19 protein-coding genes are annotated in these 17233 nt (G+C 70.7%); 12 read left to right on the top strand and 7 right to left on the bottom strand.

All coding sequences use genetic code 11. The features are described from left to right. Positions 1-9: 9 nt before the first annotated feature. From G6G98_RS07910 to G6G98_RS07900, 3 genes are read right to left on the bottom strand one after another with little or no spacing between them, the layout of a single operon-like run. Positions 10-1131 carry a P1 family peptidase gene (locus tag G6G98_RS07910; protein ID WP_164232755.1) on the bottom strand — a complete coding sequence of 374 codons (1122 nt, stop codon included), beginning with the start codon at positions 1129-1131 and terminating at the stop codon, positions 10-12. Continuing rightward, entirely contained in the window at positions 1128-1754 is a 627-nt protein-coding gene (locus tag G6G98_RS07905; RefSeq protein WP_067348823.1) for a TetR/AcrR family transcriptional regulator, read from the bottom strand. Before G6G98_RS07905 ends, G6G98_RS07910 begins: the two co-directional genes overlap by 4 nt. Next, positions 1754-3232: an APC family permease gene (locus tag G6G98_RS07900; RefSeq protein ID WP_164232757.1), complete on the bottom strand. Its 1479-nt coding sequence runs from the start codon at positions 3230-3232 to the stop codon at positions 1754-1756. The genes G6G98_RS07905 and G6G98_RS07900 overlap by 1 nt, the downstream gene beginning before the upstream one ends. Before the next feature lie 182 nt (positions 3233-3414). Between G6G98_RS07900 and G6G98_RS07895 the strand changes: the two genes are divergently transcribed. Further along, positions 3415-3759 carry a CHY zinc finger protein gene (locus G6G98_RS07895; RefSeq protein ID WP_164232759.1) on the top strand — a complete coding sequence of 115 codons (345 nt, stop codon included), beginning with the start codon at positions 3415-3417 and terminating at the stop codon, positions 3757-3759. On the opposite strand, the gene G6G98_RS07890 is transcribed toward G6G98_RS07895, so the two are convergent. Next, the gene (locus tag G6G98_RS07890; RefSeq protein ID WP_067348834.1) at positions 3738-4235 is read right to left on the bottom strand and encodes a DUF4383 domain-containing protein; all 498 of its coding nucleotides are present in this window, start codon (positions 4233-4235) and stop codon (positions 3738-3740) included. The two genes, G6G98_RS07895 and G6G98_RS07890, sit on opposite strands and share 22 nt — an antisense overlap. Before the next feature lie 116 nt (positions 4236-4351). Continuing rightward, positions 4352-4696, bottom strand: a complete 345-nt coding sequence (locus G6G98_RS07885; protein ID WP_243842039.1) for an ArsR/SmtB family transcription factor — start codon at positions 4694-4696, stop codon at positions 4352-4354. A gap of 82 nt (positions 4697-4778) precedes the next feature. Here G6G98_RS07885 and G6G98_RS07880 point away from each other — a divergent pair, with 82 nt between their 5' ends. From G6G98_RS07880 to G6G98_RS07865, 4 genes are all read left to right on the top strand, one after another. After that, complete coding sequence (locus G6G98_RS07880) at positions 4779-6080, top strand: FAD-dependent oxidoreductase (protein WP_067348837.1); 1302 nt, start codon at positions 4779-4781, stop codon at positions 6078-6080. An 84-nt stretch (positions 6081-6164) separates the two neighbouring features. Further along, on the top strand, positions 6165-6491 hold the full coding sequence (trxA, locus tag G6G98_RS07875) for a thioredoxin (protein WP_067348840.1): 327 nt from the start codon (positions 6165-6167) through the stop codon (positions 6489-6491). Positions 6492-6522: 31 nt separating this feature from the next. Next, entirely contained in the window at positions 6523-7512 is a 990-nt protein-coding gene (locus tag G6G98_RS07870; RefSeq protein ID WP_067348843.1) for a metalloregulator ArsR/SmtB family transcription factor, read from the top strand. Between the two features lie 31 nt (positions 7513-7543). Continuing rightward, positions 7544-7951: an arsenate reductase ArsC gene (locus G6G98_RS07865; protein ID WP_067348848.1), complete on the top strand. Its 408-nt coding sequence runs from the start codon at positions 7544-7546 to the stop codon at positions 7949-7951. 16 nt (positions 7952-7967) lie between these two features. Here the strand turns inward: G6G98_RS07865 and G6G98_RS07860 are convergent, their stop codons facing one another. Together G6G98_RS07860 and G6G98_RS07855 are read right to left on the bottom strand one after the other, a co-directional pair. After that, positions 7968-9617 (bottom strand): sigma-70 family RNA polymerase sigma factor, encoded by a 1650-nt coding sequence (locus G6G98_RS07860; RefSeq protein WP_164232763.1) that lies wholly within the window; start codon positions 9615-9617, stop codon positions 7968-7970. An 89-nt stretch (positions 9618-9706) separates the two neighbouring features. Beyond that, positions 9707-10243, bottom strand: a complete 537-nt coding sequence (locus G6G98_RS07855) for a small multidrug efflux protein (RefSeq protein WP_164232765.1) — start codon at positions 10241-10243, stop codon at positions 9707-9709. Between the two features lie 156 nt (positions 10244-10399). Here G6G98_RS07855 and G6G98_RS07850 point away from each other — a divergent pair, with 156 nt between their 5' ends. The 7 genes from G6G98_RS07850 to G6G98_RS07820 all read left to right on the top strand — a co-directional run bounded on the left by G6G98_RS07850 (position 10400) and on the right by G6G98_RS07820 (position 17220). Next, the gene (locus tag G6G98_RS07850) at positions 10400-11602 is read left to right on the top strand and encodes a sensor histidine kinase (protein ID WP_243842038.1); all 1203 of its coding nucleotides are present in this window, start codon (positions 10400-10402) and stop codon (positions 11600-11602) included. Continuing rightward, entirely contained in the window at positions 11599-12201 is a 603-nt protein-coding gene (locus tag G6G98_RS07845; RefSeq protein ID WP_067348895.1) for a response regulator transcription factor, read from the top strand. The genes G6G98_RS07850 and G6G98_RS07845 overlap by 4 nt, the downstream gene beginning before the upstream one ends. 300 nt (positions 12202-12501) lie before the next feature. Next, positions 12502-12756, top strand: a complete 255-nt coding sequence (locus G6G98_RS07840) for a hypothetical protein (protein ID WP_166706070.1) — start codon at positions 12502-12504, stop codon at positions 12754-12756. 210 nt (positions 12757-12966) lie between these two features. Then, positions 12967-13734 carry a 23S ribosomal RNA methyltransferase Erm gene (gene erm, locus G6G98_RS07835; protein WP_164232769.1) on the top strand — a complete coding sequence of 256 codons (768 nt, stop codon included), beginning with the start codon at positions 12967-12969 and terminating at the stop codon, positions 13732-13734. Between the two features lie 33 nt (positions 13735-13767). Then, positions 13768-14262 carry a methylated-DNA--[protein]-cysteine S-methyltransferase gene (locus G6G98_RS07830; protein ID WP_164232771.1) on the top strand — a complete coding sequence of 165 codons (495 nt, stop codon included), beginning with the start codon at positions 13768-13770 and terminating at the stop codon, positions 14260-14262. Between the two features lie 85 nt (positions 14263-14347). Continuing rightward, entirely contained in the window at positions 14348-15751 is a 1404-nt protein-coding gene (gene thrC / locus G6G98_RS07825) for a threonine synthase (protein ID WP_164232773.1), read from the top strand. Between the two features lie 128 nt (positions 15752-15879). Beyond that, positions 15880-17220 carry a purine-cytosine permease family protein gene (locus G6G98_RS07820; RefSeq protein ID WP_067348912.1) on the top strand — a complete coding sequence of 447 codons (1341 nt, stop codon included), beginning with the start codon at positions 15880-15882 and terminating at the stop codon, positions 17218-17220. Positions 17221-17233: the final 13 nt, after the last annotated feature.

Here is a 17233-nt window from a genome sequence, read left to right as displayed (position 1 = left end):
CCGCTGTGCTCAGGCGCCGGCGAACGCGGTCCGCACTTCGTCGTGCGGCAGCGCGAAACTCGTGTGCCCCTCGCGGCCGATCGTGTCGCGCGCGGCGACGAGCGCGTTGACCACGGCCTCCTCCGTGGCCTCGACGACGGCCGCGAAGAACGGATCGATGCTGCCCCAGGACACGTGCTCCAGGCGATCGACCTCGATCTCGTCCGCGCCCATCCGGGATGCCAGCGCCTCGGCGTTCGCCGTGGAGAACGCGAGGAAGATGTCGCCGGAGAAATGGCTGCCGGTGGTGCCGGTGCGGGCGAGCCCCAGCGGCACACGACGCGCGAGGGCGCGGCACTGATCCGGAAGGAGCGGCGCATCGGTGGCGACGATCACGATGACGCTGCCGGCCCCCGCCACCGCTTTCGCCCCGGACGCCGTGTCGCGCTGGAACCAGTCCGTGGTCTCCATCGGGTTCGGCGCCGCCGACTCCGGCCCGAGACGACGGCCGGCGATCCGCAGCTCCGCGCGGGACCCGAAGTTCGCCTGCAGCAGCACGCCGACGGTCCAGGAGCGCTCGCCGGAGCGCACCACGCGGGAGGCGGTGCCGGTGCCGCCCTTGAAGCCGTAGCAGTTCATGCCGGTGCCGCCGCCGACGTTCCCCTCGGCGATCGGTCCTGAGGCCGCACCGCTCAGCGCCCGCATGGCGTGCTCGGGCGTCACCGCATCCGCGTTGATCGAGTTGAGGTAGCCGTCCCAGGTCTCGCCGACGACCGGCAGCATCCACTGGGCCGCCGTGACGGGGTCGTTCTCCGCCATCCAGGCGTCGATCCCGCGGTGCACAGCGCCGACGGCGTGCGAGTTGGTGATCGCGATCGGCGTCTGGAACTGACCGGCCTCGTCGATCCAGCTGCGGCCGGTGAGCTCGCCGTTGCCGTTGAGCACGGCGATCCCGGCCGCGCAGGCGCCACCGGGATTCGCCCTGCCGCGGGGGAGGATCGCCGTGACGCCGGTGCGCACGACGACCGGCTCGTCCGCGACGATCGTCTCGTAGCCGACCTCGAGGCCCGGCACATCCGTGATCGCGTTCCAGGGGCCGGGTTCGCCGTCGAAGGGCACGCCGAGGTCGCGGGCGCGGACGGGAGCGGTCATGCGGAGTCCTTTCCGGCCTCGCCGTCGGATTCCGTGAGAGCGCAGTCGAGTGCGACCTCGGCGAAGGCGAGGGTGTTGCGGAGGTAACGGTCGCGGTGGCGGCCGTTCTCCGGGGTGAGCAGATACAGGTCGTAGGCGTCCTCGAGGGCGACGAGGTTCGTGGCCAGGGCGAGCACGTCCATCCGCGGCCGGAACACCCCCAGCGCGGCGCCGACCTCGATCGTCGTCTCGTACAGGGCGACCTGCCGTTCGCTGAGCAGCTCCATGAGCGGCTGATAGCGCGGCTGGACGCGGACCGAGGCGGAGGCCTCGTAGACGACCTTGAGATCGTCGCTGATCTTCGTCGGGATGCCTGCCTCGATGAACGCACGGATCCGGGTGACCGGATCGCTGTGCTCCTGGGCGATCTTCCGGCGGCGGTCGATGAACTCGTCGATCGCGCCGCGGATCGCGGACTCCACGAGGTTGTCGAAGTTCTCGAAGTGGTAGAGCACGCTGCCGAAGCTCACGTCGGCCTTCTCCGCGACGGCGCGCACGCTCACGCCGGAGAGGCCCTTCTCGCTGATCACCCGGCTCGTCGCGTGCACGAGGTCGCGCTTGCGCTGTTCGCTCTTCGCCGCCATCAGTCGCTCTCCTCATCGGATGCCACGACCCTGATGCTCTGGGTCAGGGCCGCGTAGCGCTCGGGCGAGCGCCGTCTCATGACGATACCGACCGTGATCCCGGCGGCGAAGACGAGCGGGACGGTGGCGAGCAGGATGCCGTTGACCGGTCCGGTCATGCCGGACACGAGCTCGAAGTTGGCTGCGATGACGATGAAGGCCGTGAGCAGCCCGATCGCCCCGAGCACGGGAGCGATGAGCACGGTCCACACGCCGTGGCCGCGCCGATCCCGCCGGAAGAAGCCGATCACGGAGATCGCGGCGACGCCCTGGGCGAAGATGAGGCCCGCGGTGCCGATCGCGTACGCCCACAGCCCCAGGCCGGTGAAAGGATCGGCGCCGGCGAGCGCGGCGACCACGATCGCGACCAGGCAGACGACGGTGAGGGTGAGGCTCGCGACATGCGGAGACCGCATCCGCTCGTGGGTCCGCGCGAGAGGCGCGGGAAGCAGGCGTTCGCGGCCGAGGGAGAAGAGGTACCGCGAGCACGCGTTGTGGAATGCCAGGGTGCAGGCGAAGAAGCTCGTGACGATGAGGATCTCCAACACCACCGCCGCCCAGGCGCCGAGCGCGTTCTCGCCCGCGACGAACATCATCTCCTCGAAGTTCTCGGAGTTCGCCATCTCGATGACTCCCTCGGCGCCGAAGGCGACCGTGAGCGACCAGAAGGTGAACGCGTAGAAGACGGCGAGGAACGCGATGGCGATGTATGTGGCCCGGGGGACGGTGCGCGACGGCCGCTTGGCCTCCTCGGCATAGATGACGGTGCCCTCGAACCCGAGGAACGCGCCGAAGCCGAACACGAACAGGGCGCTCGCCCCGCCGGCGAGGAACACGTTGCGCGGATCGAAGGAGGCGACGGTCGCCTCGCCGATCGCCGGGCCGTTCTGCAGGATCACCGCGATCGAGATGATCAGCAGGATCGTGATCTCGGCGGTGAGCAGCACCGCGAGCACCTTCGCGCCGACGTCGATGCGCCGGTAGCCGAGGAATCCGATGACGAGCACGGAGACGGCGGCCCAGACGCCCCAGGGCAGGTCGATGCCGAGGAGGTGCGCTGCGGTGAGGTTCGCGTAGAAGCCCAGCAGGGCGTAGAAGCAGATGCAGAGGAACGCATAGGCGACGATCGTCACGAACGCGACGCCGACGCCGATCGGCTTGCCGAGCCCGGCGGCGGCGTAGGCGTAGAACGCGCCGGTGTTGCGCACGTAGCGTGACATCGCGGTGAAGCCGATCGCGAACAGGATCAGCACCACGCCGCTGGCGAGCATTGCTCCGGGGGCGCCGATGCCGCCGACGAGGAAGGCGAGGGGCGCGGAGCTCGCGGCGACCGTGAGCGGGGCGGCGGCCGACACCACGAAGAACACGATGTCGAAGGTGCCGAGCCGTCCCTTCGCGAGCGTGTCGGGGCGGGTGGTCGTCTCCAGGGTCTCGCTCATCGATGAGCCTCCGTCGCACGTTGTCGTTGTCGTTGTCGTTGTCGTTGTCGTTGTCGTTGCCGATAGGAGAAAGCTGTACAAACGTAGCGTTAACACGTCCGTTGTCAAGCGTTTGTTCGGCAACACTGACGCTGAGCACCTGATCAGCTGATCAGTTTTCAGATCCGGGCGAGGATGGACCCATGAGCGATGAGCCTCGGAGCATCCGCCCGCCCGTTCTCGGCGCCGTGATCGACGGCATGACGCGCTGCGTCCATTACCGGACGCCGGTGGACATCGTTGCGATCCGCTTCGCCTGCTGCGGGGACTACTACCCGTGCCACCGGTGCCACGAGGAGGCGGCAGGCCATCCGGCTCGTCAGTGGCCGGTCGCCGAGCGCGGCACGAGGGCCGTGCTGTGCGGGGCCTGCGGTGCGGAGCTCGCGATCGTGGAGTACCTCGGCGCGAGCGGATGCCCACGATGCGGCGCGGCCTTCAACGAGAGGTGCGCGCTGCACGCGCACCTCTACTTCGAGCCGTCCGCCTGAGCCGCGGCCCGGGTCCTGGACAGGCGGGGTTCGCCGTGGAGGAACACCCCGAGCAGGATCATGGCCGCTGCGAGGCCCAGGTGCAGCCAGTTGTCGGCATGGTTGACGGGGAGGAGGTTCAGCGCCTCGTTGGCCACCGCGAGCAGCCCGTACACCCAGACGAGCAGGTAGACGACGCCGCCGAGCACCAGATAGATCCGGGACGCCGCGACGCGCACCGCCGATGCGATGCCGGCGACGCCGTAGGCGAGATGCACGACATTGTGCAGGACCGACACCTGGAAGAGACCGAACAGGTGTGCCTCCGAGGCCGCGCCCGCGCCGGCGAGGTGCTCCGCCGAGGTGGTGAGTCCGGGTATGAATCCAGCGACGCCGACGATCAGGAAGGCGATCCCGGCCAGGAGGGCGCCCTTCTGCAGGGCGCTTCCGGCATATGACGTGTACTCGCCGTGCTGCACGGTGTTCCTGCTGTCCATGTCCCGCTCCTTCGGTGGTTCCGTCCGGCTGGATGCGTCGAAGCTACGGGCGGACGCCGTCTGCGGGGGAGGGCGTTGACGTGAGCGCGGCTGATGTCTAGGAGGTGAGACGCCTCTCAGATCGCGCGGAGCGATGCGGCGGCGGCGTCCATGGCGCCCTCGGCGATCGCGAAGTACGCCCACTTGCCACGCTGCTCGCGCGTCACCAGCCCGGCCTCGGCGAGCAGCTTCATGTGATGCGACACCGTGCCCTGCGACAGGCCCACCGGCTCGGTGAGATCGCAGATGCACGCCTCGCCGTTCTCCCCGGCCGCGATGAGCGAGAGGAGCTTGACCCGTGTCGGCTCGCCCAGGGCCTTGAAGACGTGCGCGATGCGTTCGGCGTCGTCGTCGGCGATCCGCGGGGCGGGCGGCGTCGTGCAGCAGCCGGCGCCGGTCTCGATGGTCGCGAGGAGGTTCACCCCCTCAGTCTCGCACGTATTGACATTCTTCGATAGATGCCCGACAGTGTTCGTATCGAAGAACTTCAATCCGAGGAGTGTCATGTCCGATCTTCCCGTGGCCGTCATCGGCGCCGGTCCGCAGGGCCTCGCCGCCGCCGCCCATCTCGTCGAGCGCGGCGTCGACGTCGTCGTCCTCGAGCAGGGTGCGGATGCCGCCGCCGCAGTGTCCGAGTGGGGTCACGTCCGCCTGTTCTCCGGATGGCCGGAATTGACCGACGCCGCCGCCCGGCGGCTCCTCGAGCCGACCGGATGGACCGCGCCGGCATCCGGCTACCCCACCGGAGGCGAGTGGGTGCGCGACTATCTCGCGCCGCTCGCTGCGGCTCTCGGTGACCGGATCCGCCTGGGCGTGACGGTCACCGGCGTGTCCCGGCAGGGGCGGGACAAGGTGGTCGACGTCGGACGCAGGGCGCAGCCTTTCGTCGTGCACACGAGGGACGCCGAGGGCGGCGAAGGCCGCCTGCCGGCGCGCGCGGTGATCGATGCGAGCGGCACCTGGGAGAGTCCGAACCCGGCCGGCGCCGACGGGCATCCCGCGATCGGGGAGCGTGCGGCCGCCGATCGCGTCTCCTACCGCATTCCGGACGACGTCTCCCACCTGGCCGGCTCGCACGTCGCCGTCGTCGGCGCGGGGCACTCCGCGACGCACGCGGTGCTCCGGCTCAGCGAGCTCGCTCGCCGCGCTCCCGGCACGCGCGTGACCTGGCTGCTGCGCCGCGGCAGCGCCGCGAACGTGTTCGGCGGCGGCGCGGGCGACGGCCTGCCCGAGCGGGCCGCTCTCGGGGCACGGGCGCGCAAGGCGATCGAGTCCGGCGTGGTCGAGGTCGTCACCGGCTTCCGGATCGCGGAGTTCCGGGAGCAGGGAGACAGGCTCGGCATCTGCGCGGAGGACGGGCGCGAGATCGCCGGCATCGACCACGTCTACGCGCTCACCGGCTTCCGCCCTGACACCGGTATCCTCCGCGAGCTGCGCACCGAACTCGACGCTTCGCTCGAGGCCGTGGCGGGGATCGCGGCCGACATCGACCCGAACATCCACTCCTGCGGCTCCGTCGGGGCGACCGGGGCGCGGCAGCTCGCGCAGCCGGAGGAGGGTCTCTTCATCGTCGGCGCGAAGTCGTACGGCCGGGCGCCGACCTTCCTCGCGCTGACGGGGTTCGAGCAGGTCCGCAGCGTCGCAGCGCATCTCGCCGGCGACCATGAGGCGGCCGCGCGCAACGAGCTCGAACTCCCCGCGACCGGGGTGTGCGGCGGCGCGGGCGACTTCGACTCCGCGGCGGGCGGATGCTGCGCCGTGCCGTCCGTCCTCCAGATCGGCAGGGCTCCGGTGAACATCGGGTGAACACATCCGCGCTCCGTTCTCCGCTGCTTCGGTGTGTGTCAATATAGAAGCACATCGAAGCAAGAAGGATCCGGAGGTCTGGACATGAGCACGCTCACCGCCGTCACCGACGCCTCGTTCCAGGCGGAGGTGCTCGACTCGGAGGTCCCCGTCGTCGTCGACATCTGGGCGACCTGGTGCGGCCCCTGCCGCCAGGTGGCGCCGCTGCTGGAGCAGCTCGCCTCGGAGTACGAAGGCCGGGTCAGGATCGTGAAGGTCGACGCCGACCAGAACCCGGAGACGGTCGCCGCTGCCGGTGTGACGTCCATCCCCACTCTCGGTTTCTACCGCGACGGGGCGCTCGTGGACGCGCTCATCGGAGCTCATCCCCGGCCGGTCATCGCCGGCCGGATCGAGTCGCTCCTCGCCTGAGCATCGCCGACCCGCCCCGAGAGGATTCCACATGAACGCTCTGCCGGCCGCGCCGGAGCAGTGCAGCCCCGTCGCCACCCACGCCATCGGCCAAGACGCGGCCCGGCAGGTGGCCGAGACCCTCAAGGCCCTCTCGGATCCGCTGAGGCTCCGGATGCTCTCCGCCATCGCCGCCGACCCCCGCGGCGAGTCGTGCGTGTGCGATCTGGCCGAGCTGTCCGAGGTGTCCCAGCCCACGGTGTCGCACCATCTGAAGGTCCTCAAAGAGGTCGAGGTGCTGACCTCCGAGCGGCGCGGAACGTGGGTCTGGTATCGGATCAACCCCGGCCTCCGTGGCGCCGTCACGGCGCTGCTGGACTCGTTCGCCCCGGCGACGCTGGCCGCGCCCTGGCGCAGGGACGAGCCGGCCGGCGCGCGACCGGATTTCGACGCGCGGATCACGCGGCTGGCGGAGGAGCTCGCGGCGGAGATCCCCGAGCTCGACCGGGCCACGGTGCTCGGTGTGGTGCGTGAGTCGTACACCGCTCTGGCCAGGACCGCGAAGGCGACAGGGGCGCTCGTCCCGCTCACCGAGCGATTCGCGCGTCAGCGGCTCGCCGATCTCACCCGCGATCGTGAGAGCTCCGCGCCGCAGGTGCTCTTCGTCTGCGTCGCGAACGCCGGACGATCACAGCTCGCGGCGGCGCTGGTGAACCGGCTGGCGAACGGGAAGGTCGTCGCACGTTCGGCGGGATCGAGTCCGGCCGACATCATCCATCCGCACGTCAGATCGATCCTCGCTGAGATCGAGGGGGATCGCGCCGTGGATCGCTTCCCGAAGCCCCTCACGGATGATGCCGTGCGCGCCGCCGACGTCGTCGTCACGATGGGGTGCGGCGACGTCTGCCCGGTGATCCCCGGAGTGCGCTACGAAGACTGGGCCGTCGGGGATCCCGCCCTCGCCTCCCGTGAGGGCGTCGAGGCGATCCGAGACGACATCGCAGCCCGTGTCCGAGTCCTCCTCGACGACCTCATCCGCTGACTCACCGACCATCAGATCGACAAGGAGCATCATGTCCGAAGCATCCGCCAAGCCCTCCGTCCTCTTCGTCTGCGTGCACAACGCCGGTCGCTCCCAGATGGCCGCCGGGTTCCTCCGCGACATCGCCGGCGACCGCATCGAGGTGCGCTCAGCGGGGTCCATGCCCGCGGACCGGATCAACCCGATCGCCGTCGAGGCGATGAGCGAGCTCGGCATCGACATCACCGCCGAGCAGCCGAAGGTGCTGACCACCGAGGCCGTGCAGGCCTCCGACGTCGTCATCACGATGGGATGCGGCGACGCCTGCCCGTTCTTCCCCGGCAAGCGCTACGAGGACTGGAAGCTCGACGACCCGGCAGGGCAGGGGATCGACGCCGTCCGCCCGATCCGCGACGAGATCCGCGCGCGCATCGAGAAGCTGGTCGGCGAGCTGGTCTGATCGGGCGCGGCGACGGTCAGCGTCCGGGCTTCTCGTTCTCGTCGCCGAGGCCGAACGGGAGATCCTTCTCGCTGAACGGGAGATCCTTCCCGGCGAACGCGGTGGGGAGCAGACCGTCCAGCCCGGGAGGCGCGTCGGCGGGTTCGGTCGGCGGTCCGGCGGCACCCGCCGTCGAGCCTTCAGCGGACCACGGCGGCGGCCCCGCCTCCGATGCGGAGGGCGCGATCCTCGCCGGGTCCATGTCGCTCCCGACCGTGTCCGCGGTGATCGCCACGCTCAGCGTCATGGTCGCGACGTCCTCCCATGCGTTCGACGTCTTCGCGGCGTTCATGGAGGGGAAGGGGCCGCCGGCCTCGTCCTCCGCGTCGGCTGACCCTTCGGCGAAGGCGAAGGCCTCGATGAGGGATTCGTCGACGGCGTAGGGGCTGAACCTCTCATCGTCCGTCTTCGCGGAAGGCGCGTCCGCCACACCGTGCAGCAGGTCCTCGACGAAGGACGGCACGCCGACGGGGTGCGTCGGGATCGTCTTCGCCTTTCGCTGCGGCTTCGGGGCGGGAGGCTGCGTCGGCGCGACGACGGCCGGCGGCGTGACGGCATCCTGCGTCACGGGATCGGACTCGTGAACAGGGTCGGGCACGGTGGCCGGAGGCGCCGGTGAAGGCAGCACCAGGGCCGGGCGCAGCGCCTCGAGGGCGACCGGCTCCGACGGCGGGCGCACGAACATGCTTCCGCTCACAGACAGGGCGACGGCCGCCGCGGCGGCGACCGGCCAGAGCAGCGGGTTCGCGTGCCCGGCGGCATCCGCCGCGGGTTGCAGCATCGGAGCGTGTACGCCCATCCAGCCGGTCACACCCGGAGCGGCCGTGAGCGTGGTCGCCGCGACCTGATCCGCGGGGAACAGCAGAGGTGCGATCACCAGGCCGGTGCCGCCGGCCAGGAGCGGGCCGAGCGTCATGGCGCGGGCGAGATGACGCGCCTCGCCGGCGGCCGCGCGGCAGTCGGCGCAGCCGCCGAGATGGGCCGTCACGAGCCGCTCGGAGCGAGGAGACAGATCGTCGTGCGCGTAGGATCCGAGCAGCTCGATGACACGGGCGTGCTCGGTACCCGCAGGCGCCTGGCGCAGATGAGCCCGGATCCACGCCTTGCGGAGCGCGTCGCGGGCTCGATAGGTCAGGGCGGCCGCCGAGTTGGGCCGCAGATCGAGCACCTCCGCGATCGTGCGCGGCGGCAGCTGCTCGACCGCGCTCAGCCACAGGGCGTGCTGCCAGCGCTCGGGAAGCGAGCTGAACGCCTCGGCGATGGTCGCGGAGTTCGCCATCGCCTCGATGTCGATCGCGCCCACGCTCGACACCGGATGCTCCGCGTCGTCGATCGACAGCGTCACCGGCGCGCGCCGCGAGGCGGAGACCCAGGTGTTCCGCACGGTCGTGAGCAGGTACGGACGGAAGCGGTCCTCCGGTCCCTTGCCCGTGCGCAGCAGGTGGAGGATGCGGAGGAACACCTCGGAGACCACATCCTCCGGGTCCGGCGGTGCAGCGCCGAGGCTGCGCGCGTAGGCCACCGCGATGGGGGCGTGCCGTCGCCACAGCTCCGAGAACGCGTGGCGGTCTCCGTGACGGCTGCGGCGCAGCAGCTGAGCGTCGTTCAGCTCGCCGGAATCGTCCATGGAGTGCTCTGCTTCCTGTCGCCGGATCCGTGGAGCCGGTGGGTAGTGAGACTACCTCAGACGGAGCGGCATCCGTGAGTTCTCGGGGATCAGTGGATCGCGTACACCGCGCCGCCGATGATGATCGCGACCAGGGTCGTCCAGCCGATGATGGCGATCGCCTGCCAGAAGAGGATCCGCGCGCGGCCGACGCCGGCGGCGGCGAGCATCGTGGCGGTGAACTGCGTGGGCAGCAGGAGCGGGCCGAGCAGGCTCACCCCGGGGACGCCGTATCGCTCGAAGGCGCGCTGGAACCTCTCGCGCCGCGCCGCGCCGCGGCCGGAGTCCTCCGCAGGGACGGAGGTGCTTCCGGCGGCGCCGGCGAGCACAGGCCGGCCTGCGCGGCTGCGGTTCACGATCGCGGCTCGTGCTCCCGAGCTCGCGAGCACGAGGACGGCGACGCACAGGAAGTTGCCCGCCATCGCCGCCACCGCAGCGATCACGGGGTGGATGCCGCCGATCACGCCGATGGCCACCGCGCCCTCTCCTTCGATGAACGGCACGGCCCCGGCGAGGGCCACGATGAGCGGCTGCACGAGGTCGGGGACCTGAGCGACGAGGTTCTGGAAGGTGTCGATGAGGTTCATGAGGGCTCCTGGTGTGTGCGGCACGAGCGGTGTCTCCGTCGCGTGGCTCCAGTCCATCGGAGCGACGTGGTCGCCGGCAGTGCCGGGGCGTCACCGGATTCCAGGGGGAACGCACGGCGCATCCGTGACATCTGTCACGCCCGTATGGTGGTGCGGGTGAGCAGAACCCCCTCGACGATCCCGGCGGCCGAGCCGGCACCCGGAGCACGGCAGCTGGCTCGCGGCATCACCGCGACCTGGTGGTACACGGCGTCGGCGGTGATGTTCTTCGAGGCCTTCCTTCTCCTCGTCTGGGCGCTCGGCGTGCTCGCGACGAACACCGCAGCCACGGTGCCGCTCGTCCTCGGCGCGGGCGGGATCGTGTGGTGGCTGTCGACGCTGCTCCTCCTCGCCGACTACCGGCACCGCATCGATGCGGAGCCGGGTGTTCCCTGGACCCGCATCGCCCTGCCGATGATCATCGCCCTCGGCTTCGGCGTGGTGGGCGGCCTGGTCTCCGGGAGCTGGCTGTTCGCGGTCATGCCCGTGGTGCAGTCGACGGTGCTGCTGAACTGGCCCTCCGGCGTGCGTGCCCGCGTGGTGGTCCTGCTGACCGCGGCGCTCGTCGGCCTCGCGTTCGTCGACGGATCCCGCGACGTGTACGAGGCCGGCACCCCGTGGTGGCTGCCCGCCGTCTACACGGTTCTGCTTCCGGTGATGACGGTGAGCACTCTCTGGTGGTGGGACGTGCTGGTCGCCCTGGATCGTGCACGGGCATCGGAGGCGCGGCTCGCCGCGACCCAGGAGCGCCTGAGGGTCGCGACGGACGTGCACGATCTGCAGGGGCACCACCTGCAGGTGATCGCTCTTCAGCTCGAACTGGCGGAACGGCTGATGGAGCGGGATCCGGCTGCGGCGCTCGAGCAGCTGCGGGCGGCGCGCGGCAGTGTCGACGACGCCCGCCAGGGCACCCGCGACCTCGCGATGCGCTTCCGCTCCGTGCCGCTCGGCGATGAGCTCGCCAACGCGCGAGACCTGCTCGCGGCGGCCGGACTCGAGGTCGAGGCGGCGATCGCCGCCGACGCCGATGAGGCGCCGGCGGCGGCGCTGGGCCCGGTCATCCGGGAGACCACGACCAACGTCCTCCGGCACGGCGGCGGACGCCGCGCCCGCCTCGCGCTGACTCGGTCGGCGGATGCCTGGCGCTACGAGATCGACAACGACGCCGTGCCGGGGGCGGAGGAGAGGGCGGACGGCTCCGGGCTCGAGGGCGTCGGGCGGCGGATCGCCGAGGTCGGCGGGACGCTGGACGTGCAGCGAGGCGGCGACGACTTCACGGTGGTCGTCACGGTTCCCGTGCGAGACGGGGAGACGCGATGATCCGGGTGCTGCTCGCGGACGACGAGGGGATGATCCGCTCCGCCCTCGCCGCGCTGCTGCGGCTGGAGGACGACATCGAGGTCGTCGCGGAGTGCGCGGACGGCGAGCAGGCGGTGGCCGAGGCCCTCCGCCTCCGGCCCGACATCTGTCTTCTCGATCTCGAGATGCCGGGGCTCGACGGCGTCCAGGTCGCCGAGCGGCTCCATCGGGCGATCGCGACGCGCTGCGTCGTGGTCACCCGGCACGCGCGTCCCGGCGTGCTGCGCCGCGCCCTGGCATCCGGGGTGTCGGGTTTCCTGCCCAAATCACGCGGTGCCGACGAGGTGGCCGCCGTCATCCGCCGGGTCGCGGCGGGCGCCCGCTACGTCGACCCGGAGATCGCCGCGGATGCGCTGAGCGACGAGCGCCCGCCGCTGACCGATCGGGAGCTCGACGTGCTGCGGGCCGGCCGCCGGGGTGAGACGACAGGGCAGATCGCCCGGACGCTCTCGCTCGCCCCCGGCACGGTGCGCAACCACATCTCGGCCGTCCTCGCCAAACTCGCTGTCGGCACGAGACAGCAGGCTGTGCTGCTCGCGGAGGAACGCGGCTGGATCTGAGCGGCTCGGAGCCGCGGCGCCGGGGGAGAAGGCGGGTGGGGCCTGGGAGGGGGCCCCACCCGCGAGCCGCGCCATGGAGGGGGGTGGCGGCTCAGACGCCGGAGCGAAGGTGTTGTCCCCACGGTTCGCTCTTCGTCACACTTGCAAGACTCCGGACGACGCGGATCATGACGCGGGTTCGCCGAATTCCGTCTCGCTCCGCACTTCCGCGTAATGAAATCCGAGATCGCACGTCTCTTCCTCGGACGCTCATGGCCATGGGCGGCGGACCTTTGGGGGGTCCCGGGAAGAGGTGGAGGATTGTCGATCCGGAAAGGCGGCGGCGCGTGGGGCGCCGGCGAACCCTCCGACGAATCACAGGGGAGGAAGAGGTACCACGCGCCCTCTCTGGGGCCGGCGTGGTCGATCCGCGTGATCGCCGCGGCCGTCGAGGCGGAGGAGCAGGCGGCGGCCGCGCAACTCGCAGCCGCCGATGCGCAGGTGACGGACGAGGAAGCGGATGCTGCGGACAGGGCGGAGCCGTCCGAGGGGACGCGAGATGGCGGGGGCCGCTAGGCTGACACCATGGGAACGATATGCGCAGCGCCCGTGATGGGGCGCAACCTCGTGTTCCGCGACCGCCGCGCCTGACGGCGGGCAGCCTCGCACACGTCTGCGCGCCGTCCACCGAGATGCCCTCGCACCTCGGGACGGGCGATCCTCTCGATGCCTCAGCGCGTCCTCTCCCTCGTCCGGGGTGCTCCGACTCTCCTCAGGAGCGCACCCATGCCTCGATCCCTTCACGGCGGCCGACACGAACTCGGTCAGAACTTCCTCACCCACCGGCCCACACTGGGCCGCATCCTCACCCTCGTCCGGCAGACGCCCGGCTCGATCCTCGAACTCGGTGCGGGCGACGGCGCGCTCACCCGCGGCCTCGCCGGCCTCGGGCGCCCGCTCACCGCGCTCGAGATCGATGAGCACCGCGCGCGACGGCTGCAGGCTGCACTGCCCACGGTGACGGTGCGGGCGGCGGACGCCCTGCGTCATCCACTCGACGCCGATGTCGTCGTCGGCAACATCCCCTTCCATCTCACGACGCCGATCCTCCGCCGGCTGCTGGCGTCGCGCACGTGGCATCACGCCGTCCTCCTGACGCAGTGGGAGGTCGCGCGCAAGCGGGCAGGGATCGGCGGTGGCACGATGCTGACCGCTCAGCTCGCTCCCTGGTTCGAGTTCGGGCTCGAGGGGCGGGTGCCGTCGTGGGGGTTCGCGCCGCAGCCCGCCGTCGACGGCGGGCTGCTCACCATCAGCCGGCGCGAGGATCCGCTCGTCGCGGCATCCGATCGGCGGCGATACGAGGCCTTCGTCGGCGCGGCCTTCACGGCGCGAGGATCCGGACTCCCGGCGATCATCGCCCGCGCGGCTTCGACCAGTCCGTCGCGGGCGCGCGCGGCGCTCCACGCCGCCGGCGCGGCCGGATGCCGGCTTCCGCGCGAGCTTCGCGCGCAGCACTGGGCGGGGCTGTGGCGTGAGCTGGGACGAGCGCGGTGACCCGGTGTCCTGCCCCGGAGGTAACCTCGGCTCATGCCCTCCTTCGGAACGATCGAGTCGCCGGTCGGCGTCATCGGGGTCGTCAGCGACGGGGCGGCCGTCACGCGCGTGACGTGGCGCTCCGTCGCGCCCGCCGGGGCGGATGCCGAGCCGGACGCGCTGCTGCGTGAGGCGCTCGCCCAGCTCCGCGCGTACTTCGACGGCGCTCTGCGGCGCTTCGACCTGCCGATCGATCTGGGGGCGCAGACCGCGGCCACCAGCGCCGTGCTCTCTGCGCTCCACGACACGGTCGGTCACGGCGAGACCGTCACCTACGGCGGGCTCGCGGCGCGCAGCGGCACCACCGTGCCCGCCCGCGGGATCGGCGCCATCATGGGGGCGAACCCGGTGCCGCTGATCGTGCCCTGCCACCGGGTGGTCGCCGGCGACGGCCTCGGCGGGTACTCCGGCGGCGATCCCGGTCGCGGTCTGGAGACCAAGCGCTGGCTGCTCGAGCACGAGGGCGCGCTGCCGGCCGGCCTGTTCTGAGGGCCGAGCACCGCTTCGCGTCATCCGGCACCCGGCAACTGAGAGAATGGAATCCCGCGCCGAGTCCGAAGCAAGGAGCCCCCCTGTGCAGTACATCTCCACCCGAGGCGGCATGCAGCCGCTGCCGTACTGCGAGACGCTGCTCGAAGGGCTGGCACCAGACGGAGGCCTGGCCGTCCCCGAGGTGATGCCGACGGTCGACGGCGAGACGCTGGAGCGCTGGCGCGCCCTCACCTATCCGCAGCTCGCGGCCGAGGTGCTGGGGCTGTTCGCCACCGACATCCCGCGGGCGGATCTCGCCCGGATGACGGCGGCGGCCTACACGGACTTCCCCGAGGAGGTCGTTCCGCTGCGCGAGATCGACGGCGGCATCACGCTCGTCGGCCTGTCCGAAGGGCCGACGCTGGCGTTCAAGGACATGGCGATGCAGTTCCTCGGTCAGGTCGTCGAGTACGCCCTGGAGCGCAAGGGCTCGACGCTGAACATCCTGGGCGCGACCTCCGGAGACACCGGTTCCGCCGCTGAGCATGCGCTTCGCGGCAAGGAGCGCATCTCGGTCTTCATGCTGTCGCCGCAGGGGCGCATGAGCGCCTTCCAGCGGGCGCAGATGTTCTCCCTCGACGACGAGAACATCCACAACATCGCCGTCGACGGCGTCTTCGACGACTGCCAGAACCTGGTCAAGGAGCTCGCCGGCGACCTCGACTTCAAGCGCACCCAGCACCTCGGCGCGGTGAACTCGATCAACCTCGCGCGCATCACCGCCCAGGTCGTCTACTACTTCTGGGCGTGGCTGCGGGCGACGGATGCCGGCGGCTGGACCGAGCTCTCGTTCACCGTGCCGTCCGGCAACTTCGGCAACATCCTCTCCGGCTTCTACGCCAAGGAGATGGGGCTGCCGATCCGCCGCCTCGTCCTCGCCGCGAACGAGAACAACGTCCTCGACGAGTTCTTCCGCACCGGCGTGTACCGCCCGCGCAGTGCGGAGCAGACGCTCGCGACCTCCAGCCCGTCGATGGACATCTCCAAGGCGTCGAACCTCGAGCGCTTCATCTTCGAGCTCGTCGACCGCGACCCCGCCCGGGTCACGGCCGCCTGGCGCGAGCTCGACGAGCAGGGCTTCTTCGACTTCACCGCCGACCTCGCGCGCTTCGAGGACGAGTTCGGCATCGTCAGCGGCACGTCCACGCACGCCGACCGGCTCGAGACGATCCGTGCTGTGCACGAGGCGTCGGGCGAGATCATCGACCCGCACACCGCCGACGGCGTGAAGGTCGCGCGCGAGTACGTCGAGTCCGGCGTCCCCATGCTGGTGCTCGAGACCGCGAAGCCGCAGAAGTTCGCCGAGACGATCCGCGAGGCGATCGACGTCGAGCTCGAGTACTCGGCCGAGCTGCGAGCGATGCTCGATGCGCCGCAGCACGTCACCGAGATGGCGGACGACGCGGCGGCTCTCCGCGCGTTCATCGAGACGCACGCGCTGCACTGACGTCGAGCGCTGTGCGAATGTGCAATGTGCGCATTCGGAGCTGACATTCGTGCGAAATGCACATGTCGGCGGGAATCTGCCGTGGCTACTGTGGCCACAACCCGTTCCCTCCTCTCGAAGGATCCCTCATGGCACGCATGGCGCACACCGACGATTTCGCGCTCTCCCGAGTGACGCCCGAGGCACGCAAGCCCTGGTTCGGAATCGCAGTGCAGCGATTCGGTCAGGTCTCGGCGCTCTCGCAGTTCCTCCTCGGAGCCACTCTCGGCTACAGCATGACCTTCGGCGAGGCCGTCCTCGCCTTCCTCTTCGGCTCGATCATCCTCGAGGTGATCATGTGCGTGGTCGGCTTCATCGGCCAGCGCGAGGGCCTCAACACCGCGCTGCTCGCGCGCTGGACCGGCTTCGGCGAGATCGGCGCCTCCCTCGTGGGCCTCGCCATCGGCATCAGCCTCATCGGCTGGTTCGGCATCCAGTCCGCCATCTCCGCACAGTCCCTCGACGCCCTCATGCCCGGTGCCCTCCCGGTCTGGGCATGGAGCCTGATCTTCGGACTCGCCGTGACCGCCATCGTGGCATTCGGCTTCGTCGGGATGCAGTGGCTGGCGAACGTCACCGTCCCCCTGTTCCTCATCCTCGTCGGCTGGTCGGTGATCACCGAACTCAGCCGCCACGACCTCGGCGAGCTGCTCACCGGTCCCGCGCCCGGTCCGGCGATGAGCGTCTGGGCCGGCACCGGCATCGTCGCCGGCGGACTCATCGTCGGCGCGATCATCACCGGCGACATGACCCGCTACAACCGCTCGCGCGCCGACGTCGTCAAGCAGACCGTGGTGGGAGTCTCGCTCGGTGAGTTCGTGATCGGCCTCGCCGGCGTGCTCCTCGCCCACGCAGCCGGCACCGGCGACATCGTCGCGATCGTCACCTCGTCGGTCGGCTTCATCGGCCTGTTCATCGTGCTCACCGGCACGCTGAAGATCAACGACTGGAACCTCTACTCGTCCTCGCTGGGACTGGTGAACTTCATCTCCACGGCGTTCGGGAAGAACCTCCACCGGGTCAGCACCACCATCGTGCTGGGCGTCGTCGGCTCGGTGCTGGCCGCCGTCGGCATCCTGGGGCAGTTCACGTCGTTCCTGATCATCCTCAGCGTCGCCTTCCCGCCCATCGCCGGCATCATGGTCGCCGAGTACTACATCGTGCGCCGGTGGCGTCCCGAGCTCGACGCGACCCGTCCGGCCGGGACGCTCCCCGCGACCGCTCCGCGCATCGTTCCCGCGACGATCGTCGTCTGGCTGGTCTCCTCCCTGGTCGGCTACTTCGTCACCTGGGGGATCCCGTCCCTGCTGAGCCTGTTCCTCTCGATGGCGCTCTACGTGATCGCCGGCAAGCTCGGCCTCGTCCGCGGCGTCGGCGTCGCCACCACCCGGCAGGCCCCTGCGTCCGACTCCGCGCCCGTCGGCGCCTGACCCTCCCACACAG

Source organism: Microbacterium hydrocarbonoxydans, from assembly GCF_011752045.1.
Classification (GTDB): Bacteria; Actinomycetota; Actinomycetes; order Actinomycetales; family Microbacteriaceae; genus Microbacterium.
Note: the sequence above shows the minus strand (reverse complement) of the source record. Positions and strands in the feature narration are given on the sequence as shown.